We start from the raw sequence: 21,878 nt of genomic DNA on the forward strand, positions 1-21,878 counted from the left end.
AAGTTCCCGGGGCGGGCGGATTGCGACGGTCGCCACGCCGTCGCGGCGTCGACCGGGGCTGGCCAGCAGCGGCGGTACCGTGGGCGACATGACCGATCCGCACTCCGTCACCCGCTCGTACGCCGTCACCGGCATGACGGGCAGCGTGTTGGACGACGGCGGTGCCTGACTCGATCTCCGCCGCGCCGGACCGGAGCACGATCCGGCTGGCGCTGGTGGTCGGCGGTCTGGTGCTCGCCGTGCTGCTCGGCTTCGGCCTCGGTCGCCTGAACACCAACAGCCCCGTCGCCACCGGCGGAATGTCATCGACCGCCGACCACACCCACCCGCCGGGCACCGGCATCCACGATCACGGTGCCGTGACGGGCAGCGACCAGGGCGCGGGCACCGAGCCCGCCGGCCTGTCGATCAGCTCGGCCGGGTACACGTTCGCGCCGCTGGCCAGCGAGTTCCCGGCCGGCCAGCAGGGGCGGCTGCGCTTCCAGGTGCGGGATGCGCAGGGCCGAGCGGTCACCCGCTTCGCCGTGGTGCACGACAAGCCGATGCACCTCATCGTGGTCCGCCGGGATCTCACCGGCTACCAGCACCTGCACCCGACCATGGCGCCCGACGGCACCTGGTCGGTGCCGTTGACCCTCGCCCAGCCCGGCGTCTGGCGGGCGTACGCCGATTTCACCGTGGTCGCGGACAACGGTGGCCAGGCTGCGGTGACCCTCGGCGTGGATCTGGTCGCGCCCGGCGGCTACCAGCCGCGTCCGCTGCCGGAGCCGGCCACCTCGACGACGGTGGACGGGTTCACCGTCGGCTACCAGGGCAGCCCGCAGGTCGGGGCGACGGTGCCGGTCACCTTCCGGATCGAGGGTGCGGGCGGCGTCGCGGCGCTGGAGCGCTACCTCGGGGCGTACGGGCACCTGGTGGCGCTGCGTGAGGGTGACCTCGGCTATCTGCACGTGCACCCGGAAACGGAACTCGTGGACGGGCAGGTGAAGTTCTGGCTGACCACCCCCGGGCCCGGCCGCTACCGCCTCTACCTCGACTTCCAGGTAGCCAACAAAGTCCACACAGCAGAGTTCACCCTCACAGTCCCCTGACCCCCAGGCCTTCCCGGGCCCCCCGCCGCGTCGATCATGAAGTTAGCGACGCGACTCGCCGACACCGCCGCCGCTAACTTCATGATCGACGCGGTGAGGGTGGGTGAGGCGGGGTGGGGTGGGGGGGGTTAGCCGGCGCGGCGGATGGGGCGGCGGGCTAGGTAGCGGAGCAGGTCGCGGATGTGGTGCTTCTCCTCGGCCGGGACGGTGGGGTCGGCCAGCCGGTCCAGGATGGCGCGGACGTCCGCCTCGACCGGGCCGTCGTCGGTGCGTCGTCGGGGCACCGGCCCGGCGTCGGGGAGCCCGAGCGCCCGGAACGCGGCTGCCACCGGCAGATCCAGTGCGGCGCAGAAGCCGCGCACCTTGGCCAGCTCGGGGTAATCCTGCCAGTCGCCGGCCAGCCAACGGAACACGGTCGATCGGCCCACGCCCGTGTGCGAGGCGAGGTCGGTCACGGTCCAGCCGCGCTCGTCGCGGGCGTCATCGATAGCGCGACGGACGAAGCGGGCGAAGGCCATCTGCGGTGTGACGTCTGCGGATCCCATCCGTGTGTGTTTGTTCCCTCCCGGCTGGGCACTGGGATGGTGCCTCACGAGAGTAATACGCCCGCGGCCGGAAACCACTGACTGACCGCACAAACTGTCCCATGGGTGAGACTCTGTCGCCCCGCCGTACTGATGCCAGCACCGAGCGATCATCGTCGTTCTCCACTAGGCTCGGGGCCCGTCCCGGCAGGGCGCTTGTTCGCCTGTCGCCTCCGATCGGACCACCGCCCGAGGAGCACCATGGCTGAACCGAGCCGCCCGCAGCCGTACCAACCCGGTGCGGTGAGTCTCTTCTTCGTCGCCAAGGCCGGCGTCTTCGCCGCCGGGTTCTGGATCTGGTTGCTGCTGCTGGTGCTCCGCACCGACGCGGCGACCGGTGCACACGTGCTGGCCGCCACCGGCGCCATCACCACGACGCTTGTCGCAGTGGTGCTGGGCGCTCGGATGGCGTTGCAGCACAACGCCGCCATCCGGCACGCCGAGATGAAGAAGCTGCTCGTCGACATCTCGTGGAACGCCTTCGCTGCGGCTGGCAATGCCGAGAGCGCGGGCAAGGTGGTGCCCTTCCCGACCATCCCGGCCGAGAACGACCGGGCCAGCCAGCGGTCCGGGGACCGAATGTCGGTCTTCGATCGTGGCCCCGGCGGTCGCAGCAGCAACGGCGACCGGCGACGCTGAGCCGTCGTGCGCGGGACCTGCTAGGCGACGGGCGGCTCGTCGGCAGCGAGCAGGGATTCCAGGCGGGGTGTGACACGCCACTGGTCGACCAGCTCGCGGTACTCCGCACGCTGGGGGTCGGTGGCGCCGGTGCCGGTGCGGCGGGCGCGGATCAGCAGGTTGCGCGGGGTGTGCTGGGAGTCCACGAACTCCACCACCTCGGCCCGGTAGCCGTGCACCCGCAGCAGCCCGGCGCGCAGCGCGTCGGTGAGCACGTCGGCGAAGCGCTCGCGCAGGATGCCCTGTCGGGTCAGCAGCTCGTACGGCGTCGGGGCGGGCTGGGCGCGTAGCTGCTTCGCCAGGTCGTGATGGCAGCACGGCGCGGCCAGCACCCAGCGGGCCTCCCAGCGCACCGCGCGGGCCAGCGCCTCGTCGGTGGCGGTGTCGCAGGCGTGCAGCGCCAGCACCAGATCCGGCGCGGGGTCGACGACCGCGTCGGCGATCGACCCGGCCACGAAGCTGACCTTGTCGGCCCAGCCCAGTCGCTGTGCCAGTTCGGTGTTGCGCCGTCGCTGGTCCTCCCGGACGTCCACACCGATCAGCTCGACGTCGAGCCCTCGCCCGGACAGGTAGCGGTACGCGGCGAAGGTCAGGTAGGCGTTGCCGCAGCCCAGGTCCACCACCCGCAGCGGGCCGGTCAGCTCGTCGGGCAGGGTCGCGGCCAGGGCCCGCAGGAACGCGTCCACCTGGCGGCGCTTGGCCGCCGAGCCGCCGATCTCGGCGAAGATCGCATCGCCCGGGTCCAGCAGGTACTCCTTCGCCCGGTCGTGCCCGCCCGGCGTCTCCGCCGGTCGGGCCGTCGCCGCGCGGTGCACCTGCGCCTCGCCGGACTTGGTCACTCGCAGTTGGAGCGTCGCGTCGGTCGTCTCGACGTGCCAGTTACCGAACGGCTCGGCCAGCAGTTCGTCGACCGCCGCGGCCGACTCCGGACCGAGGGCGACATTGCGGGTGTACGGGCGTGCGCCGTCGGTGGTGGCGATCTGGAGCCGGGGCCCGGCCTTGAGCGTCACCGGCCGCAACTCGGCCCGGATCACCGTGGGACGGCGACCCCGTCGACGCCCGGCGGCGACTGCCCGGGTCAGCGTGGGGTTGAGCAGCAGCGTGCGGACCTCGGTCAGGGCGGCGTCCAGTGGTTCCGGCATCGTTCCATCTTCGGCAGGTGGGGCGGGAAGGGAACATCCCCCGTACCGCGCGCAGGCGGTGCGGGGGATGTCGAGTGGATCGGTGAGTGTCAGTCTGCGGTCGCCTCGGCCGGCGTACCCGCGCCGGAACCGCCAGCACGACGGCGCCGGCGGCGACGCGGCTTCGACGGCTCGCCGTCTGCGGCTGCCGCCGGCTCGGCCGGTGCCGTGTCGGCGGAGATCACCGCAGTCGCCTCGCCTGCGACCGGCTCGCCGGCCCGGCGGCGACGCCGACGGCGCGGGGTACGGGTGGCTTCGTCACCGGCGGTGTCCACGGGTGCCTCGGCGGCCGGCGTGCCGGCGTCGGTGCGGTCGCGGCGGCCGTCGCCCCGGCCACGGCGCTCGCCTCGGCCCTCGCTCCGACCCTCGCTCCGACCCTCGCCCCGGCTCTCACCGCGTCGGGACCCCCGACCACCGCTGTCGCCCCGGCGGGAGCGGGTCGTCCCACCCAGGTCTTCCTCGATCTCGGCGGACAGCCCGGCCCGGGTGCGCTCGGCGGTGGGCAGCGTGCCGCTGACCTCGGTGGAGATGTGCAGGTCGGTGTAGAGGTGCGGCGACGTGTGGTACGTCTCCGGCGGCTCGGGCATGTCCAGACCGAGGGTCTTGTCGATGATCCGCCAGCGGGGCATGTCGTCCCAGTCGACGAAGGTCACCGCGACGCCCGTCGCTCCGGCCCGGCCGGTCCGGCCGATCCGGTGGGTGTAGGTGTCCTGGTCTTCCGGGCAGTCGTAGTTGATCACGTGGGTGACGCCCGTGACGTCCAGACCTCGGGCTGCCACGTCGGTGGCGACCAGAATGTCGATCTTGCCGGCCCGGAAGGCCCGCAGCGCCCGCTCCCGCGCGCCCTGGCCCAGGTCGCCGTGCACCGCGGCGACCGCGAACCCGCGGAAGTCGAGGTCCTCGGCGACCCGGTCGGCGGCCCGCTTGGTACGCGTGAAGATCATGGTCAGCCCGCGCCCCTCCGCCTGGAGGATGCGCGCCACCACCTCGACCTTGTTCATCGAGTGGGTGCGGTAGACCAGCTGCTGGGTCTGCGGCGACGGGCCGGTCTCGGCGGTGTGCCCGGCGTGGATCGTCATCGGCTGGCGCAGGAAGCGCCGGGACAGGGTGACGATCGGGTCCGGCATGGTGGCCGAGAAGAGCATGGTCTGCCGGTCTTCCGGAAGCATCGCGAGGATCTTCTCGACGTCGTCGAGGAAGCCCAGGTCGAGCATCCGGTCGGCCTCGTCGAGGACGAGTGCGCGCACCCGGTCCAGTCGGAGGTGCTTCTGCTTCTGCAGGTCCATCAGTCGCCCGGGGGTGCCGACCAGGATCTCGACGCCCTTGCGCAGCGCGTCGATCTGCGGCTCGTACGCCACGCCGCCGTAGATCGGCAGCACCCGGACGCCGCGCGTGCGGCCGGCGGCGGCCAGGTCCTTGGCGACCTGGATGCCCAGCTCACGGGTGGGAACGACGACCAGCGCCTGGGGGACGCCGTCGCTGCCCTCGCTCGGCGCGAAGACCCGCTCCAGCAGCGGGACGCCGAAACCGAGGGTCTTGCCGGTGCCGGTGGGGGCCTGGCCGATGAGGTCGACGCCGCGCAGCGCGATCGGAATCGCGTACTCCTGGATGGCGAACGCGCGGGTGATGCCGGCCGCGGCCAGCGCCTCGACGGTCTCGTCGCGGGCGCCGAGTGCGGCGAAGGTGGGTGCCTCCGGCCGAACCGGGGCGGTGGGTGCCAGTTCCTGGCCGTCCATCAGATCTTGAATCAGCTCGCTCATGTGGATGTGGGGGTGCCCTCTCGTGGGTGCGCCCCGTCATGTCCTCAGGGCGCGTTCGGTATGACGCGGGCCACACGGTCGGGGGCAGACTGCCGAGCCGGACCGGGCCGCACGCGCGCCGCGGGCTGAGCTTCGATCAGATCGGCGCCCACGGCAACTGCTCTATGCTACCTGAACAGGCAACCTCACGTCCCGATTCCCGGGCGGCCAGCCGCCACGCGGGGGCAACAATTGTGACCTGTGCCACACATTCTGCGACGCCGTTCCGTGCCCCGCACGGGCCACCCGGCCGCGCCCGCACGGTAGCCTGCGCTCGTGTCCGCGCCGACCACCCCCGGTCCCGCCGTCGCCGACCTGCTGGGCCTGGTCGCCTTCGGTGAACTGCTCGCCTTCGAACGGATGGCCGGCGACGCCCGACTGGCCCCTGACCTGCACCGCCGTGCCGGGCTGAGCGAGATGGCAGCCGCCGAGATCGCCAACTACCGCCGGCTCGCCGACCGGCTCACCACGCTCGGCGTACGACCGCAGGACGCGATGGCGCCCTACGTGGAGCCGTTGCAGGCGTACCACGACTCGACCGAGCCACGGGACTGGGCGGAGGCGGTCACCAAGGCGTACGTCGGCGACGCGATCACCGACGACTTCATCCGGGAGATCGCTGACGCCCTCGACGAGCCCGACCGGGCGCTGGTGCTGGATGTGCTGCACGGCTCACGCTATGCGGAGTTCGCCGCCACGGAGATCAGGGTGGCCGTAGTCGCCGACCCCCGGGTGGCCGGTCGGCTCTCCATGTGGGCGCGGCGGCTGGTCGGTGAGGCGTTGTCCCAGGCTGGCCGCGTCGCTGCCGAGCGGCCCGCACTCACCGCGCTGATCGCGCACGGCGACCGGGTCGACGTGCCGGGGCTCTTCGGGAGACTCACCGCCGCGCACACCGCACGGATGGCGAACGCCGGGCTGAACAACTGACCACTGCGGTCCCGGCCCGCGGCAGGTGGGCGACGCCGACCTGCCGCGATGGCCGGACCAGTCAGCGGACGGTGAAACCGACCGATCGGGGCGACGCCTCGGCGATCTCGACGTAGGCGACCTTCTCGACCGGAACGATGACCCGCCGGCCCTTCTCGTCGGTCAGGGAGAGCGTGCCGCCATTGCCGGCGAAGGCGTCGGTCACGATCTGCTCGATCTCGGCCGGCGACTGCGCGCTGTCCAGAACCAGCTCGCGCGGCGCGTACTGCACGCCGATCTTGACCTCCACTGTGCCTCCTCAACTGGGGCGAAAGAACCGCCCTGCGAAGGCTATCCGATCAACGGGGCAGTGGTCAGGCTGACTCACCTTGCAGCGGGAAGCTGGCGATGCCCCGCCACGACAACGCCGCCACCAACGCCTCGGCCTCGGCCTTCGGCACCTGCCGGCCCCGGGCCAGCCAGAACTGCGCGGCCGTCTCCGCCGCGCCCACCAGGCCGGAGGCGAGCAGCTCGGCGTGCGACCGGCTCACACCGGTGTCCGAGATGATGGTGTCGGTGATCGCCGCGATGCAGCCCTGCTCGACCCGCTCGACCCGCTGCCGCACGGCCGGGTCGTTGCGCAGGTCCGATTCGAAGACGAGGCGGAACGCCTCGCTCTCGTGGTCGACGAAGTCGAAGTACGCCCGAACCGACGCGCTGACCCGCTCCTTGTTGTCGCTGGTGCCGTGCATCGCGTCCTGCACTTTGGCGACGATCGCGTCACAGTGCGTGTCCAGCAGGGCGAGGTAGAGCTCCATCTTTCCCGGGAAGTGTTGGTAGAGCACCGGCTTGGAAACCCCGGCCCGCTCGGCGATGTCGTCCATTGCCGCGGCGTGGTAGCCCTGTGCGACAAACACCTCCTGCGCGGCCGCGAGCAGCTGCTTACGCCGCGCCGAGCGGGGCAGGCGGGTGGGCCTGCCGGCGGTTTGTGCACCGTTCCCCACTGCGGTCATGGGATCCTCCGAGTTCTCCGTACGAGCCGGCATTTTCCCCCCAGACCGAGACGGCCCGCGACCGCGTCGTGGAAATGGCCCGCCGCTGTAACTTATCGCCACTCTCCCCACACGGTAGCCTCAGCGAGGGCGACCAAGGAGCGCGCGGTGAGTGAAACAGGGCAACCCGGAGCCGCCATCCCGGGAGAGCACGGTGACGGAACGGGTCAGCACGACGACCCGGGTCGTTCCGGCGGCGGGTGGGTGCCCCCGGCGGGCGGGTGGTCCCGGGCCGCCGAGCGCGAGGACGCCCGGGAGCAGGCGCCGCGCTGGCAGCCCGACCCCGCGTCCGGCTGGCGCGCCGCCTCCGCGAGGCACGGCGACCTGCCGGCCCCGCTGGGCGGTTTGTCCGCTGCCGAGTCCGAGCCCCCGGCGCGCGTCAACGGCCACCACACCAACGGCGTCCACGCGGACGCCGAGGCCAACGGGGTGGGGCAGGCCAACGCCGACACCCATGGGGTACGCCATCCCGGTGCCGACCTTTCGTCGGGCCGCCCCGCGCCGGTGAGCGCGCCGCCCGGGCTGACCGCCGAGGCCCGGCCCGACGCGGCCGGTGACCGACTGGTGGTGCCGGCCCAGCGGCCCGCACCGCCGCCGGAGCAGGCACCCGACGACACCGACCAGACGCGGCACTCCGCGGCCGATCCGGCCGGCCCGCGCAACACCCGCTGGGCCGATCCCGGGCTGCCCACCTCGACGCCGCCGGCCGTCCAGGTGCCGCCCGTCGGCACCGCCGCCTCGGGCTTCGAGGTCCCGCCGGGTCTCCGCGCGCCCACCGGCGAACGGTCAGCCGCCGACGCCCCGCGCGCCTGGCGTGAGCCGCTGGCACCCGAGGCTTCGGCCGAGCCGGACCGGTCAGCCGGGCACGCCGACGACTCCGTGCCCGACCGCCCCGCCGGGGACGTGCACCGGGCCGGGGAGTCGGCGACCATCGAACCGGACTGGTCCGGGCCGAGCTGGAACCACCCGAGCCGGGGCAGTGGATGGGCGCCGCCCTGGTCTCGCCAGGATGGTGAGCCGGCCGATCGTCAGGCGCGGGACGAGCCCACGCCCGAATGGGTCGCCGAGCCCAACGTGCCGTACGAGCCGGTGCGGGCTGACCAGCCCCGCCCGTACGAGCCGGTGCGGGTGGATCCGCACCGGGCGTACGACATGGCCCGGGACGACCCGGCGACCGAGCCCGGCGCGCTCGCGCGGCCGTCCTGGGCCGGCGAAGGCTCCGCGACCACCACGCCTGCCCAAGCGTCCCGACCCGAGCCTGTCGAGCGGCGCTCGTGGGCCGGCGGGGCGGCACCCGAACGGACCAGCGCGCCGCCCGGGGAGCGACCGTCCTGGGCCGCCCCGGCTCCGACGAGCGCGCCGGTCGACCGGCCGCCCCGCGCAGAGGGCGCGGATCCCACTCCGACCAGTGGCCCGCCCGTGTCGCCGCGCAGCCCGTCGCCGGCCGCCGAGCGCCCCACCTGGGCCGACGGCCGCGCGCCCACCAGCGGCCCACCCGCCGACCGGCCGTCCTGGGCTGGGGGTGCGGATTCGGCGCCGATCAGTGGCCCGCCGTCCCGACCTTCCTGGGCTGGGGGCGCGGATTCGGCGCCGACCAGTGGCCCGCCGTCTCGGCCGTCGTGGGCTGGGGGTGCGGACTCCGCGCCGATCAGTGGTCCGCCGTCCCGGCCGTCCTGGGCCGGTGACCCGACGCCCATCAGCCCGCCTCCCGGTATGCGGCCGTCCTGGGCCGGCCCGGCGCCGGACGACAGGCCAGCGCCGACCGACCCGCCGCCGGCGCCCGCCGGCCCACCCCCGACGCTTACCGACGCGCCACCGACGCCGGTCGTGCCGCCGGTCGCGTCGCCGCCGGTCCGAGCGGCGGAGCGGCCCTCCTGGGCAGGCGGATCGCCGACGACCCCGGCGAGTTCGGGTGCCGAGCGGCCCGACTGGTCTGAAGGGCGCATTCCCGCCACCTCGACCGAGCGGCCGTCCTGGCCGGCTGTCCGGCCGCCAGACCCCCGCGCGAGCGACGCCGGCGAGTCGCCCGGCCCGCTCCGGCCGGAGGCGCGCCCGGCCGCCGCACCGTTCCGGCTCCGGCCGGCGACTCCCGAGCCACCCGGTCCGCCCCTCGCCGAGCCGCCCCGCACCGCCTCCTCGGCGACCGGTCCGTTGCCCACCGGCTCTCAGCCGCCCTTGGCCGGTGCCGCCCCAGCTCCCGCCATCGGCGGGCCCGGGCGTCACGACCGGCCCTCATCCGCGTCCGCCCCCGCCTACGCTGCTCGCCGGTCCGCCCCCGACCCGGCGTCGCCGGCCGACCCCAGCGACGGCGGCCCACGGCAGGACACGACGGCGGTGCTGCCGCAGCGCGTCCCCGCGGAACCGGACGTGCCCGTCGTGCCGGAGCCGCCAGCCGTGGAGCCACCCGCCGAAACCCCCGAACTCGCTCGCATCGCCACCCACCTGCGACGTGACGACGAACCCGCACCGCTGCGGGAGCGCCCCGAAGGGTTCGACGTCAACGCCATCCTGGACGCCGTACGGGAGGTGGCCGGTGTGCGCGACGCCGCGCTGCGGCGTACCCCGGCCGGCGCGCACAGCCTCCGACTGGACCTGGCTGACGGGGCCGACCCGGCCGAGGTGAGTCGGCAGGTCGCGCGGTTGCTCCAGGAGCGGATGGGGCTTGCCGCCGCCCCGCAGAACGTGCCCGGCCTGCCGACCACCCCGCCCCCACCGATCCGCCGCCGCGCGGCCGAGCCCCGCTCCGTCGAGCGGCCTGCCGCGGTGCCCACGGGCGTCGACCCTCGCGACATCGCCGCGCAGGCGCGACCGGCTACCGAGGGATCGGCGGCCGGTCGGCCGGTGGGGGGTCGGGTCGAGGCCACGCCGGTTGACCCGGAGCGGTGGGCCGGGTCGGACGCCGCGCGTCGACGCCGGGCGGGCACTCCGCACCGGGGCCGGGCGACAGTGGAGGAGCCCGGCTCGGTCTCGGCCGCGCCCGCCGGTGCGGCCACCGGCAGCCCGGCGACGGCGGGTACGTCGTACTCCGGTGGTCAGGTGACCACGACGGAGTCGGCGCCCTCCCGCCCGCTGGACACCGGCGGCGCGCCGGGGCCGCGGGTGGTCATCGACCATGTGCAGGTCAGCACCTTTGGCCTGGACGCCAACGTGGAGGTCCGGCTGCTCGCCGGAGCCGACAGCGCCGCCGGGTACGCGACCGGGCCGGCGGTGGACGGCTACGTGCTGCGGCTCTGCGCGGTAGCAGCCGCCGCAGCGGTGGACGAGTTGCTCGGCGGCGCAGAGAACGCCGAGCGCGGGCGCTGCTTCGTCGAGCACGCGGCGGTGGTGCCGTTCGGCAACTGCGAGGTCGCCACCGTGGTGGTGCTGCTGGTCTGTGAGGGCTGGGTCGAGCAGCTCGCCGGCTCGGCCCTGGTCGCCGGCGACCCGCGACAGGCGGTGGTTCGGGCGACGCTGGCGGCGGTCAACCGTCGGCTGGAGGCGCTGCTGTCCTGAGTGGTCCGGGGCAAACTAGAGGTATGAAGCGCGCGACGCTCTGGCCGGACCATCTCCTCCCCGAGGCCGCCGTCCCGCCGCCGTGGCCGGGTCGGGAGGTCCGCCTCGACGGCGTGGTCACGTACGTGCGGGACACGCCCGCCACGACCGTCGGCGCGGAGCCGGCGCTGTACGTGCACGGGCTGGGCGGTTCGTCACAGAACTGGACGGACCTGGCCGGGCTGCTCGCTGACCGTCTGGACGGTCAGGCCATCGACCTGCCGGGGTTCGGTCGTAGCGGACCGGGTCGCCGCTACACGATCCCGGCCTTCGCCGATCTGGTCATCCGGTGGATCGAGCACTCCGGTCGGGGGCCGGTCCACCTGTTCGGCAACTCGCTGGGCGGCGCTGTCTCGGTGCAGGTGGCCGGGCTCCGGCCCGACCTGGTCCGTACGCTCACCCTGATCTCTCCGGCGCTGCCGTTTCTGGACTTCCGGCGTTCGTTGCAGGGTCGGATGCTGCCGGTGCTGGTCATTCCCGGTGGTGAGCGGTTGGTCGCGCGGCACCTCACCCAGCTCGCACCCGAGGTGATGGCCCAGCAGGTGTTGGAGGCGTGCGTCGCCGACCTGAGCCGCATCTGTGCCCAGCGCCGGGCCGAGGCGTTGGAGGAGATCCGGGTGCGCTACCAGGCGGCGCACTACGCGGCCGCGTACGTCCGGACGTTCCGTGGGCTGGTCTCCAGCTTCCTGCGGGCGTACCTGCCGGGGCCGGGCTCGCTGTGGCGGCTCGCCGGGGCGGTACGCGCGCCGACGCTGGTGGTGGGTGGCCGGCAGGATCGCCTGGTCGACGTGCGCGTCGCGCCGCAGACCGCCCGGGTCATCCCGGACAGTCGGCTGCTGATGCTGAACGGCGTCGGCCACGTGGCGCAGTTGGAGGTGCCCCGGCTGGTCGCCCGCGCGGTGGTCGGTCTGCTCGCCGAAACGGAGGAGGCCGGCCGGCGGCCTGATCTGGCAGGCTGAGCGGGATGCCCAGTTCCGCTCGCCGTCACCGACGCTTCGCGCTGATCGCCCAGTTGGTGGCGGTGGTGGTGGCTGTCGTCGCTGCGGTGACCGTGGTCGCCGAGGGGCCGGGCAGGAAGCCCGATCGGCTGGCCGCCGAGGAGGTCGGCCCGCCGCCGCTGGTGGCCGGGCCGCTGCCGCCGTCACCGTCACCGTCGGCGGAGCCGTCACCGTCGGCGACAGCCGTGGCCCCGTCGAGCCCGCCGCCGGTGCTGCGGATGCCCGGTGCGGTGCCGACCGCGGGGACGGGTCGGTTCGGTTACGACGACCGCACCGGCCCGGTGCTGGGTCGTGCGGGTGGGCTGCGCACCTATCGGGTGGCGGTCGAGGCGGGCAGCAACGAGGACGTTGCCGCGTTCGGGCAGGCGGTCGAGACGGCGCTGACCGGTCCGGGCAGTTGGGTCGACAGCGGCCGGCTGCGGTTGCGGCAGGTGCCGGGGGCCGCGGCCAGGGACTTCACGGTCTATCTGGCGACCGCCCGCACGGCGGGCCGGATGTGTGCCGCCGGTGGGGTGAACATCTCCGTCGGCGGACGGCCGTACACGTCCTGCCGTGCGCCCGGTCAGGTGATCATCAACCTGGATCGGTGGCGGCTGTCCGTGCCGCACTTCGTCTCGGCGGGCGTGCCGCTCTCGGTCTATCGGACGTACGTAATCAACCACGAGGTGGGTCACCAGTTGGGCCACCGGCACGAGCGCTGCCCGGGTGCGGGCCGACCGGCGCCGGTGATGATGCAGCAGACGCTCTTCCTCAAGGGGTGCCGGGTCAACCCGTGGCCGTACCTCGACGGTCGGCGCTACGCCGGCCCTCCACTCTGAACCGCTAGCAAATCGCCCTCCATCAGGTGTCTTGCGTTAATAGCGGTAAAAGCGGAGAAATGCCCGAATAATCTGGCACGCTGGACATCATGACGCCGTCGTCCCCTTACGGCCCACCGGAGCCGCCCGACCCATCGGGCCGACCGGCGTACGGGAGTGTGCGTCCCACGCTCGTCCGTATGCGTCGGCGACGCCGCCGCAGTCTGCTGCTCGGCGTGCTCGTGCTCGCCACCGCGGTCGGCGTGACACTGGGCCGAGGCGGCGAGCCACCGGCCGAGGTGCCGGCGGAGACCCAGGGCGGGATGGGCCACGGCGGCGGGGTGGGCGCCCATCCGGCACCCACCGGTTATCCGTCGGTGGGCGCGGGCCGGTTCACCGCGGCCGACGGCGAGACGCCCGTGCACGGCGAGGACGGGCCGTTGCGCCGCTACCGGGTCGTCGTCGAACGCGGCGCCGGCCAGGACGCCGCCGCGTTCGCCACCAGGGTCGACGAGGTGCTGGGCGACCCGCGCAGCTGGATCGCCTCCGGTGAGCTGCGGGTGCAGCGGGTGGCCGACGCCGGCGCCGCCGACTTCACCATCTACCTGGCCACGCCGGTCACCTCCGAGCAGATGTGCGCCGAGGGCGGGTTGACCACCGAGCGCTACACGTCCTGCCGGCTGCCGGGCCAGGTCATCATCAACCTTGCCCGCTGGCAGGAGGCGGTGCCCGACTACGGTGCCCCGCTGGAGACGTACCGCACCTATGTGATCAACCACGAGGTGGGCCACGAGTTCGGCGAGGAGCACGAGGCCTGCCCGGGCCCGGGGGAGCCGGCCCCGGTGATGCAGCAGCAGACGTACGGGCTGCTGGGCTGCGTGGCGAACGCCTGGCCGTACGTGGACGGCCGTCGCTATGGGGGCGACATCGTCCCCTGATCGACCTGGTTGGGTTATTCCCGCTCCCGCATCGCGGGCCACGTGTCCTCCCTCATGGCCGAGAGGGGGTCCGGCGAGCAACAATGGCGCGGTTCACGCCGCCGATTCCGGGGAGTCCACCGTGTCGTTGCCCCCGCTCGTCGAACCCGCCGCCGAGCTGACCGTTGACGAGATCCGCCGCTACTCCCGCCACCTGATCATCCCGGACGTCGGGGTGGCCGGGCAGAAGCGGCTGAAGAACGCCCGGGTGCTCTGTGTCGGCGCTGGCGGCCTCGGCTCGCCCGCCCTGCTGTACCTCGCCGCAGCCGGTGTCGGCACCCTCGGCATCATCGACTTCGATACCGTCGACGAATCGAACCTGCAGCGCCAGGTCATCCACGGTGTGTCCGACATCGGCCGGTCCAAGGCCGAGTCCGCCGCCGCGTCGATCCGCGAGATCAACCCGCTGGTCAACGTGGAGATCCACAACACCTCGCTGGACCGGGAGAACGTCCGGGAGATCTTCGCCCAGTACGACCTGATCGTGGACGGCACCGACAACTTCGCCACCCGGTACATGGTCAACGACGCGGCGGTGCTGCTCGGCAAGCCGTACGTCTGGGGCTCGATCTACCGCTTCGACGGCCAGGCGTCGGTGTTCTGGGCCGAGCACGGCCCCTGCTACCGGTGCCTCTACCCGGAGCCGCCGCCGCCGGGCATGGTCCCCTCCTGCGCCGAGGGCGGCGTGCTCGGTGTGCTGTGCGCGTCGATCGGTTCGATCCAGGTGAACGAGGCGATCAAGCTGCTCACCGGCATCGGCGAACCGCTGGTCGGCCGCCTGATGGTCTACGACGCCCTGGAGATGGAGTACCGCAAGATCAAGGTCCGCAAGGACCCGAACTGCGCGCTCTGCGGCGAGAACCCCACGGTCACCGACCTGCTGGAAGACTACGAGGACTTCTGCGGCGCGGTCTCCGAGGAGGCCCAGGAGGCGGCGGTCGACTCGACCATCACCGCCCTGGAGCTCAAGGAGTGGCAGGACGCCGGCAAGGACATCTTCCTCGTCGACGTGCGCGAGCCGGCCGAGTACGAGATCGTCCGGATCCCCGGCGCCACCCTGATCCCCAAGGGCGACATCATCTCGGGTGAGGCCCTGGCGAAGCTGCCGCAGGACCGGCAGATCGTGCTGCACTGCAAGTCCGGTGTCCGCTCGGCGGAGGCGCTCGCCGCGCTCAAGGCCGCCGGGTTCCGCGACGCCGTGCACGTGCAGGGCGGCGTGCTCTCCTGGATCAAGCAGATCGACCCGGCGCTGCCCGCGTACTGACCGGCTGGCTCGGGGCGGTGGTGTCCGCCGCCCCGAGCGGTCCCGGGTACGGCGAAACCGACCGGGCGGCCTGCGTCGCCGTGGCAGGGCCGTCGACAACGCGGCAAATCGGCGCGGAAGGGCTCCGAGCAGCCCTGTGACCGAAGCGTCGCAGCCATACCGGGCTGGCCGATTCACCGAGGCGGTATGACGTCTGCGCAGGTAGCGTCACTGCCGTGGTCGACTTGAATGCCGCGATCGGGTTCGTCGTGGCGCATGGGGACGCGGTGGAACGCGCCCGCCTCTCCTGGCTGCGCAACGGTATGCCGCCGCCCCCGGAGGTGTTGGAGACGGCTGAGGTCGGCCAGGCGCCCGACGGCGGTTGGCCCGCGACGTGGGGCGGGGAGGTCGCCTCGGTCGACGCCACGTGCTTCCGGCTCGCCGAGTTGGACGATCTGGGCGGGCTGGCCCGTCCCGCCGCGCGCCGGGCACTGGACTGGTTGGCGTCCCGACAGCAGGCCGACGGCGGCTGGGACGAGGATGCCTCGCTGGTCGGCTCGGCTCCCGAGTGGGCCCGCCCCGGCGACCCGGAGGCCAAGCTCTTCCTCACCGGCAACGCCGGCTTCTGGCTCACGGTCGCCGGCCTGGACGCCCGCGCCTCGGGTCCGCTCGATTACCGCGTCGGCGGGGCGTACGCCGGAGTGGTGCAGGCGGCGGCCCATTCGATCGCCGCGCGGCTGCGACCGGACGGCAGTTGGCCGTCGTTCCTCGCCGCCGGCTGGCTGAGCGCGGCCGTCCTGCACCGCCAGGACATGTTCCAGGAGTCGGCGCGGATCCAGGTGGTGCTCGCCGAACGCATGCCGACGATGTCACCGGGCGACGTCGCCTGGCTGGCGGCAACGCTGCGCCGGGTCGGCATCGACCTCCAGGACTGGATCATGGTGCGGGCCCTGCGGCGACTGACTGAGACCCAGCGCAGCGACGGTGGTTGGGAGAGCGCGGACGGGCACCAGTTCGACGTGCACTCCACGCTGGCCGCGATCCGGGCCTGCCGCCCGGCGACGCTGCCCGGCCAGAAGCCGCCCCGCCAAGTCGCCAGGCCACCCGCCAGCCAGGTCGCCAGGCCACCCGCCAGCCAGGTCCCCGGGCCGCCCGCCCGCCAGGCCGTGCGCCCGCCAGGGCTGGCCGAGACCGCCGGCTGAGCAGCCGCCGCCGAGCCCGGCTGAGCAGCCGGCCGCACGTGCGCCGCTGCGGCTAGCGCAGGTGACCGTCCCCGGTGACGACGTACTTGGTGCTGGTCAGCTCGGGCAGGCCCATCGGGCCACGGGCGTGCAGCTTCTGCGTGGAGATGCCGATCTCCGCGCCGAACCCGAACTCGCCCCCGTCGGTGAACCGGGTGGAGGCGTTCACCATCACCGCCGCCGCGTCCACCCGGGCCACGAAGTCGCGGGCCGCGGTCGCCGAGTCGGTGAGGATCGCCTCGGTGTGCCCGGTGCCGTACCGCCGGATGTGTGCGACCGCCGCGTCCAGCGAGTCGACCACCGCGACGGAGATGTCGGCGGACAGGTATTCGGTGGCGTAGTCCTCGTCGGTGGCCAGCACCACGGCGGCGGAGTACGCGACCACCTCGGGGGAGCCGTGCACGGTCACCCCGGCCTCGGCGAACGCGGCCAGCATCGGCGGCAGGAACGCGTCGGCGACACCGGCGTGCACCAGCAGCGACTCGGCCGTGTTGCAGGTGGACAGCCGCTGGGTCTTGGCGTTCAGCGTCACCGCCACGGCTTTCGCCACGTCGGCGGCGGCATCCACGTAGACGTGGCAGTTGCCGACCCCGGTCTCGATCACCGGCACGGTGGACTCCTCGACCACCGTGCGGATCAGCGACGCGCCGCCGCGCGGGATCAACACGTCGACCAGCCCTCGGGCGCGCATCAGCTCCTTGACCGACTCGCGGGAGCTGGCGTCGAGCAGTTGCACCGCGTCGGCCGGCAGCCCGGCCCCGGCGACGGCGTCCCGCAGCACCGCGACCAGCGCGGCGTTGGAGTGCGCGGCCGAGGACGACCCGCGCAGCAGAGCCGCGTTGCCGGACTTCAGGCAGATCCCGGCGGCGTCCACTGTCACGTTGGGGCGTGCCTCGTAGATGATGCCGACCACCCCGAACGGCACCCGGATCTGGCGCAGCTCCAGGCCGTTGGGCAGGGTCGAGCCCCGGACCACCTCGCCGACCGGGTCGGGCAGCGCGGCCATCTGGCGCAGCGCGTCCGCGATGCCGGCCACGCGGCCCGCGTCGAGGGCGAGCCGGTCCAACACGGCCGCGCTCAGCCCGGCCTCCCGACCGGCCGCCAGGTCCGACTCGTTCGCGGTCAGGATCTCCGGGGTACGCGTGACAAGCGCGTCGGCCATCGCGACAAGTGCGGCGTCCTTGACCGTGCGGGTGGACACGGCCAGTGTCGCGGCGGCTTCCCGTGCTCGCCGCGCCTGCTCGACGACGCTCATCCTGCGCTCCTCACGTGTGCCGTTGCTTACAGCAGTACGAGATCGTCGCGGTGGACGACCTCCCGTTCGTACGCCGGGCCGAGCGCCGCGGCGAGTTCGGAGGTGGAGCGACCGAGCAGCCCGGGCAGCTCCACCGCGTCGTAGTTGACCAGCCCGCGGGCGACCGGAGCGCCGGCGGTGTCGACCAGGTCCACCGGGTCGCCGGCGGTGAACGTGCCGTCCACGGCGGTGATGCCGGCGGGCAGCAGCGACTTGCGTCGACCGACGACGGCGGCCACCGCACCCGGGTCGAGGTGCAGCCGTCCCCGTGGCGAGGTGGCGTGGGCCAGCCAGAACAGCCGGGCCGTCGGGCGCTGCCGCTGCGGGTGGAACAGGGTGCCGACCGGTTCGCCGGCCAGCGCCGGTGCGGCCAGGTCGGCGGCGGTGAGCACCACCGGGATGCCGAAGCCGGTGGCGATCCGGGCCGCCTCGACCTTGGTCACCATGCCACCGGTGCCGACGCCGGACCGGCCGCTGCCGCCGATGGTGACCCCGGCGAGGTCCGCGTCGCTGCGGACCTCCGTGATCCGGGTCGACTGCGGGCGGGCCGGGTCGCCGGTCCAGAGCGCGTCCACGTCGGAGAGGAGCAGCAGCAGGTCGGCGTGCACCAGCGCGGCCACCAGGGCGGCCAGCCGGTCGTTGTCGCCGAACCGGATCTCGTCGGTGGCGACCGTGTCGTTCTCGTTGACGATCGGCACCGCGTGCAGGTCGAGCAGCTTGCGCAGCGTCCGGTACGCGTTGCGGTAGTGCGCCCGCCGGGTCACGTCGTCGACGGTGAGCAGCACCTGCCCGACCGTGCGGCCGTGCCGGGCGAAGCTGGCGGCGTACCGGCCGATCAACAGGCCCTGCCCGACGCTGGCGGCGGCCTGCTGGGTGGCCAGGTCGCGCGGGCGTCGGGTCAGCCCGAGTGGGGCGAGCCCGGCGGCGATCGCGCCGGAGGACACGAGCACCACCTCGCGCCCCTCGGCGGTGAGCCGGCCGAGGGTGTCGACCAACGCGTCGACGCGCTCGTCGGCCAGCCCGCCGGTGGCGGTGGTCAACGAGGAGGATCCGATCTTGACGACGACCCGCCGGGCCGTCGTGACTGCGTCGCGCACCCGACCATTCTGCGTGGTCACGGCCGCGTCGCCCGGAGGCCTTCCCATATGGTGGCCGATTGTGACACCTGACGAGTACGTCGAGGCGGTGCTCGACCTGGTTGAGCGGATCCCGCAGGGGCGGGTGATGTCGTATGGCGGGGTCGCCGACGCCCTGGCCGAGCGCTCCGGACGCACCTCGCCCCGGCTGGTGGGCAGCATCATGGCCCGGCACGGTGGCTCGGTGCCCTGGCACCGGGTGGTCAACGCGTCCGGCCGGCTGCCGCCGGGGCACGAGCGGGAGGCGCGGGCGCGGCTGCGGGCCGAGGGAGCGCCGTTGCGCGGCGAGGGCGTGGACATCCGGGCGGCGGGCTGGTCGCCGGATGAGGGGATGTGACCACCGTCATAACGTGAGTAACATTCGGCCCCATGAACCAGCCGCCGGGTGCTGTCGACCCGCCCGCCGTCGGTCCGCAAGCTGCCGGCTCGCCAGCCGTCGACCCGCCGGTCGGTGGCCCGCTGCCCCGCCCGGTGCACGCCGGCTACGCGCTCGGATCACTGGCCACCGGTGCGTTCGGCACCGTGCCCGGCCTGCTGCTGTTGCCCTACCTGACCGACACGCTGGGCGTGGCCGCCGGGCTGGCCGCCCTGCTGGTGCTGCTGCCGAAGGCATGGGACGTTCTGGTCAACCCGGTTGCCGGGCGGATCTCCGACCGCACCCGGTCGCGCTGGGGTGCCCGCCGGCCGTACCTGCTCGTCGCGGGCCTCGCGCTCGCCGTGCTCTTCGCGGCCATCTTCGCCGCGCCGTTCGGCAACGGCCCGGCTGCCGCCGCGTACGTGGCGTTCGCCTTCCTGGCGACCGCCACCGCGTTCGCCTTCTTCCAGGTGCCGTACGTGGCGATGCCGGCCGAGATGACCGACGACTACACCGAGCGCACCCGGCTGATGACCTGGCGGATCGCCGTACTGGCGCTGGCCATCCTGGTCTCCGGCGCGGTGGCCCCGCTGGTGGTGACCGCCGGCGGGGACGGGGTGGCCGGGCACCGGTGGATGGGCCTGTTCGTGGCGGCGCTCATCGCCATCGGCGCCGTCGGGGCGTTCTTCGGCACCCGCTCCGCGCCGGGCGGCGTGGTGGGTGCCAGCGAGCCGACACTGCGCGCCCAACTCGCCGTGGCCAGTGCCAACCGGCCGTTCCGGGCGTTGCTGATCTGCTTCGTGGTGCAGTCCGCCGGGGTGGCGACCATCCTCGCCGGGGTCAACTATTTCGCCGGGCAGATCCTGCGCGACGAGCGGAGCGGCCCGACCCTGCTGTTCGTCTGCTTCGTCGGGCCGGCGCTGCTGGTGATGCCGCTCTGGTCCCGGGTCGGCGCCCGGCTGGGCAAGCGGGCCGCGCTGATCGCCGCCGCGCTGATCCTCGCCGCCGGGGCGCTCGCCCTGGTCGCCGCCCCGGTGCTGCCAGCGGTCGCCGTCTACCTGGTGGTCGCGGTGATCGGCGTCGGGTACGCCGGTCAGCAGGTGTTCGCGCTTGCCATGCTGCCGGACTGCATCGCGTACGACACGGCGCGCACCGGCCGGCGGCAGGCCGGTGTCTTCACCGGCCTCTGGACCGCCGGGGAGACCTTCGGCCTGGCCCTCGGCCCCGGCATCTACGGGCTGGTGCTCCAGCTCTCCGGCTATGTCTCCTCCGACACCGGCACGGCGGCGGCCCAGTCCGACACGGCCAGGCTGGGCGTCCTGCTCGGCTTCACGATCCTGCCCGCCCTCCTGATAGCGCCGCCGCTCCTGTTCCTACGCCACTACACCCTCACCCCCGCCGTCCTGGCCGCCGCCACGAACCAGCGCCGCGTCGATCAAGGAGTTGTGGTGGGGGACGAAAGCCGCTGACCATCACAAGAAGGGCACCACGACTCCATGATCGACGAGAGCAGGGTTGGGGGCGGGGCTTTGTTCGCCGGCGGGGTTGCTGCGGAGGTTGCTCTTGCTGAGGTTCGGGGACTGCGGGCCGGTGATGCGCCGACGCACGGGGGGCGGCTGTTCGCGTACGTCTACGACCCGGCGGTGCCCGGGCTGGACGACCTCGCCGCGGCTGCGCACCGGGAGAGCGCGCACGTCAACGGGCTCGATCCGACCGCGTTCCCGTCCCTGCTCGCCATGGAGAACGCGCTGGTCGGCGCTGCCGGGCGGGTGCTCGGCGGCGGGCCGGGAACGACCGCGCCGGACGTGGTCGGCAGCGTCACCAGCGGCGGCACCGAGTCACTGATCCTCGCCGTCAAGACAGCCCGGGACGCCCATTCGGAGATCACCGCACCCCGGATCGTGGTTCCGGCGAGCGGGCACGCCGCATTCGCCAAGGCGGCGCACTACCTGCGGGTGGCGCTGGACGTGGTGCCCGTCTCGCCGGACACGCTGCGCCCCGACCCGGCCGCGATGGCCGCCGCGATCCGCCCGGAGACGGTGCTGGTGGCCTGCTCCGCGCCGTCGTACGCGCACGGGGTGGTGGACCCGGTCGCGGAGATCGCGGCGGCGGCGGCCGACGCCGGGGTGCGCTGCCACGTCGACGCGTGCTTCGGTGGCTGGACCCTGCCGTACCTGCGTCGCCTCGGCGCACCGGTGCCGGCGTTCGACTTCGCGGTACCCGGGGTCACCTCCATCTCGGTGGACCTGCACAAGTACGCGTACGCGCCGAAGGGCGTGTCGGTGCTGCTGCACCGCGACGCCGCGCTACGCGCCCCGCAGTACTTCGCGTACGCCGACTGGCCCGGCTACACCATGATCAACCCGGTGATCGCGTCCACTCGATCGGGCGGGCCGATCGCCGCCGCGTACGCCACCCTGCGACACCTCGGCGACGACGGCTACCTGCGACTGACCGCCGCCACCCGGGACGCGGTCGCCGGCCTGGCCGACGCCGTCCGCGCCGTCGACGGCCTGCGGCTGATGGCCGAGCCGGAGTCCACCGTGGTCTGCTTCACCGCGACCGAGGGCGGCCCCGACCTGTTCGTGCTGGTCGACGAGCTGACCGCGCGTGGCTGGCACACCCAGCCCCAGATGTCGTACGCCGGCCTTCCGGCCAGTGTGCACCTCACGGTGACGGCCGCGGTCGCTCCCCGGGTGGCCGAGTTCGGCCCGGACCTGGCCGACGCGGTGGCCGCGGCCCGTGCGGCGGGCCCGGTCGTGCTCCCGCCCGAACTGACGGCCCTTGCGACGTCGCTGACACCGGACGCGCTCACGCTCGAGGTGGTCGCCGGGCTCGCGGCCGGGCTCGGGCTCGGTGCCGGGGACGCGCCGACGCCGGCCCGGATGGCTGTGGTGAACACCCTGCTCGACGCCGCTGCGCCCGCGCTGCGCGAACGGCTGCTTGTGGAGTTCGTCGGGTTGCTGCAACGCCCCACCTGGTAGGCCGGCGCGCGAACCGCCGGTGCCCCGCCCT

At 73.7% G+C, this 21,878-nt stretch carries 17 protein-coding genes and 2 pseudogenes; 12 read left to right on the top strand and 7 right to left on the bottom strand.

Features of this window, described 5'->3' with window-relative positions; translation table 11 throughout:
- The first annotated feature begins 161 nt into the window (after positions 1-161).
- Entirely contained in the window at positions 162-1,091 is a 930-nt protein-coding gene (locus ABZ780_RS19650; protein ID WP_357010579.1) for a hypothetical protein, read from the top strand.
- 128 nt (positions 1,092-1,219) lie between these two features.
- On the opposite strand, the gene ABZ780_RS19655 is transcribed toward ABZ780_RS19650, so the two are convergent.
- Entirely contained in the window at positions 1,220-1,636 is a 417-nt protein-coding gene (locus tag ABZ780_RS19655) for a helix-turn-helix transcriptional regulator (protein ID WP_357010582.1), read from the bottom strand.
- Between the two features lie 240 nt (positions 1,637-1,876).
- On the opposite strand from ABZ780_RS19655, the gene ABZ780_RS19660 reads away from it, so the two are divergent.
- Positions 1,877-2,314 carry a hypothetical protein gene (locus tag ABZ780_RS19660; protein WP_357010585.1) on the top strand — a complete coding sequence of 146 codons (438 nt, stop codon included), beginning with the start codon at positions 1,877-1,879 and terminating at the stop codon, positions 2,312-2,314.
- Between the two features lie 20 nt (positions 2,315-2,334).
- Here the strand turns inward: ABZ780_RS19660 and ABZ780_RS19665 are convergent, their stop codons facing one another.
- Both ABZ780_RS19665 and ABZ780_RS19670 read right to left on the bottom strand, forming a co-directional pair.
- Positions 2,335-3,495: an SAM-dependent methyltransferase gene (locus ABZ780_RS19665; RefSeq protein ID WP_357010588.1), complete on the bottom strand. Its 1,161-nt coding sequence runs from the start codon at positions 3,493-3,495 to the stop codon at positions 2,335-2,337.
- Positions 3,496-3,584: 89 nt separating this feature from the next.
- Positions 3,585-5,294 (bottom strand): DEAD/DEAH box helicase, encoded by a 1,710-nt coding sequence (locus ABZ780_RS19670; protein WP_357010591.1) that lies wholly within the window; start codon positions 5,292-5,294, stop codon positions 3,585-3,587.
- A 315-nt stretch (positions 5,295-5,609) separates the two neighbouring features.
- Between ABZ780_RS19670 and ABZ780_RS19675 the strand changes: the two genes are divergently transcribed.
- A complete protein-coding gene (locus tag ABZ780_RS19675) occupies positions 5,610-6,260 on the top strand; it encodes a ferritin-like fold-containing protein (protein WP_357486891.1) in 651 nt (216 codons plus the stop codon).
- 61 nt (positions 6,261-6,321) lie between these two features.
- Here ABZ780_RS19675 and ABZ780_RS19680 read toward each other — a convergent pair whose 3' ends face one another.
- Together ABZ780_RS19680 and ABZ780_RS19685 are read right to left on the bottom strand one after the other, a co-directional pair.
- Positions 6,322-6,549, bottom strand: coding sequence for a DUF3107 domain-containing protein (locus tag ABZ780_RS19680; protein ID WP_110563159.1), 228 nt, complete (start codon positions 6,547-6,549; stop codon positions 6,322-6,324).
- Between the two features lie 64 nt (positions 6,550-6,613).
- Complete coding sequence (locus ABZ780_RS19685) at positions 6,614-7,252, bottom strand: TetR/AcrR family transcriptional regulator (RefSeq protein WP_053654060.1); 639 nt, start codon at positions 7,250-7,252, stop codon at positions 6,614-6,616.
- A gap of 1,734 nt (positions 7,253-8,986) precedes the next feature.
- Here ABZ780_RS19685 and ABZ780_RS19690 point away from each other — a divergent pair.
- From ABZ780_RS19690 to ABZ780_RS19715, 6 genes and pseudogenes are all read left to right on the top strand, one after another.
- Positions 8,987-10,783 carry a hypothetical protein gene (locus ABZ780_RS19690; RefSeq protein ID WP_357486939.1) on the top strand — a complete coding sequence of 599 codons (1,797 nt, stop codon included), beginning with the start codon at positions 8,987-8,989 and terminating at the stop codon, positions 10,781-10,783.
- 23 nt (positions 10,784-10,806) lie between these two features.
- Entirely contained in the window at positions 10,807-11,781 is a 975-nt protein-coding gene (locus ABZ780_RS19695; protein ID WP_357010597.1) for an alpha/beta hydrolase, read from the top strand.
- Positions 11,782-11,786: 5 nt separating this feature from the next.
- Positions 11,787-12,638, top strand: a complete 852-nt coding sequence (locus tag ABZ780_RS19700; protein WP_357486893.1) for a DUF3152 domain-containing protein — start codon at positions 11,787-11,789, stop codon at positions 12,636-12,638.
- A gap of 179 nt (positions 12,639-12,817) precedes the next feature.
- The gene (locus ABZ780_RS19705) at positions 12,818-13,555 is read left to right on the top strand and encodes a DUF3152 domain-containing protein (RefSeq protein ID WP_357486895.1); all 738 of its coding nucleotides are present in this window, start codon (positions 12,818-12,820) and stop codon (positions 13,553-13,555) included.
- Between the two features lie 54 nt (positions 13,556-13,609).
- Positions 13,610-14,858: pseudogene (moeZ, locus tag ABZ780_RS19710) on the top strand (adenylyltransferase/sulfurtransferase MoeZ).
- A 215-nt stretch (positions 14,859-15,073) separates the two neighbouring features.
- Positions 15,074-15,892: pseudogene (locus ABZ780_RS19715) on the top strand (prenyltransferase/squalene oxidase repeat-containing protein); the annotation flags it as partial.
- Positions 15,893-16,091: 199 nt separating this feature from the next.
- On the opposite strand, the gene ABZ780_RS19720 reads toward ABZ780_RS19715, so the two are convergent.
- Both ABZ780_RS19720 and proB read right to left on the bottom strand, forming a co-directional pair.
- A complete protein-coding gene (locus ABZ780_RS19720) occupies positions 16,092-17,333 on the bottom strand; it encodes a glutamate-5-semialdehyde dehydrogenase (protein ID WP_357486897.1) in 1,242 nt (413 codons plus the stop codon).
- 26 nt (positions 17,334-17,359) lie between these two features.
- Complete coding sequence (gene proB / locus ABZ780_RS19725; RefSeq protein ID WP_357486899.1) at positions 17,360-18,469, bottom strand: glutamate 5-kinase; 1,110 nt, start codon at positions 18,467-18,469, stop codon at positions 17,360-17,362.
- Between the two features lie 61 nt (positions 18,470-18,530).
- Here proB and ABZ780_RS19730 point away from each other — a divergent pair, with 61 nt between their 5' ends.
- Genes ABZ780_RS19730 through ABZ780_RS19740 form a run of 3 tightly spaced genes read left to right on the top strand, consistent with a single transcriptional unit; the run spans position 18,531 to position 21,847 of the window.
- Entirely contained in the window at positions 18,531-18,845 is a 315-nt protein-coding gene (locus tag ABZ780_RS19730; RefSeq protein ID WP_357010614.1) for an MGMT family protein, read from the top strand.
- Positions 18,846-18,877: 32 nt separating this feature from the next.
- Positions 18,878-20,332, top strand: coding sequence for an MFS transporter (locus ABZ780_RS19735; RefSeq protein WP_357486902.1), 1,455 nt, complete (start codon positions 18,878-18,880; stop codon positions 20,330-20,332).
- A gap of 27 nt (positions 20,333-20,359) precedes the next feature.
- Positions 20,360-21,847 carry an aminotransferase class V-fold PLP-dependent enzyme gene (locus ABZ780_RS19740; RefSeq protein ID WP_357486904.1) on the top strand — a complete coding sequence of 496 codons (1,488 nt, stop codon included), beginning with the start codon at positions 20,360-20,362 and terminating at the stop codon, positions 21,845-21,847.
- The last annotated feature ends 31 nt before the right edge of the window (positions 21,848-21,878 follow it).

It is taken from the genome of Micromonospora sp. NPDC047467 (assembly GCF_040643095.1).
Lineage (GTDB): Bacteria > Actinomycetota > Actinomycetes > Mycobacteriales > Micromonosporaceae > Micromonospora.

What these genes read in the sequence shown, in the direction of transcription:
- ABZ780_RS19655 (WP_357010582.1), bottom strand. Translation starts at nt 1,636, where the DNA reads ATGGGATCCGCAGACGTCACACCGCAGATGGCCTTCGCCCGCTTCGTC.
- ABZ780_RS19660 (WP_357010585.1), top strand. Translation starts at nt 1,877, where the DNA reads ATGGCTGAACCGAGCCGCCCGCAGCCGTACCAACCCGGTGCGGTGAGT.
- ABZ780_RS19665 (WP_357010588.1), bottom strand. Translation starts at nt 3,495, where the DNA reads ATGCCGGAACCACTGGACGCCGCCCTGACCGAGGTCCGCACGCTGCTG.
- ABZ780_RS19670 (WP_357010591.1), bottom strand. Translation starts at nt 5,294, where the DNA reads ATGAGCGAGCTGATTCAAGATCTGATGGACGGCCAGGAACTGGCACCC.
- ABZ780_RS19685 (WP_053654060.1), bottom strand. Translation starts at nt 7,252, where the DNA reads ATGACCGCAGTGGGGAACGGTGCACAAACCGCCGGCAGGCCCACCCGC.
- ABZ780_RS19695 (WP_357010597.1), top strand. Translation starts at nt 10,807, where the DNA reads ATGAAGCGCGCGACGCTCTGGCCGGACCATCTCCTCCCCGAGGCCGCC.
- ABZ780_RS19700 (WP_357486893.1), top strand. Translation starts at nt 11,787, where the DNA reads ATGCCCAGTTCCGCTCGCCGTCACCGACGCTTCGCGCTGATCGCCCAG.
- ABZ780_RS19705 (WP_357486895.1), top strand. Translation starts at nt 12,818, where the DNA reads ATGCGTCGGCGACGCCGCCGCAGTCTGCTGCTCGGCGTGCTCGTGCTC.
- ABZ780_RS19720 (WP_357486897.1), bottom strand. Translation starts at nt 17,333, where the DNA reads ATGAGCGTCGTCGAGCAGGCGCGGCGAGCACGGGAAGCCGCCGCGACA.
- ABZ780_RS19735 (WP_357486902.1), top strand. Translation starts at nt 18,878, where the DNA reads ATGAACCAGCCGCCGGGTGCTGTCGACCCGCCCGCCGTCGGTCCGCAA.
- ABZ780_RS19740 (WP_357486904.1), top strand. Translation starts at nt 20,360, where the DNA reads ATGATCGACGAGAGCAGGGTTGGGGGCGGGGCTTTGTTCGCCGGCGGG.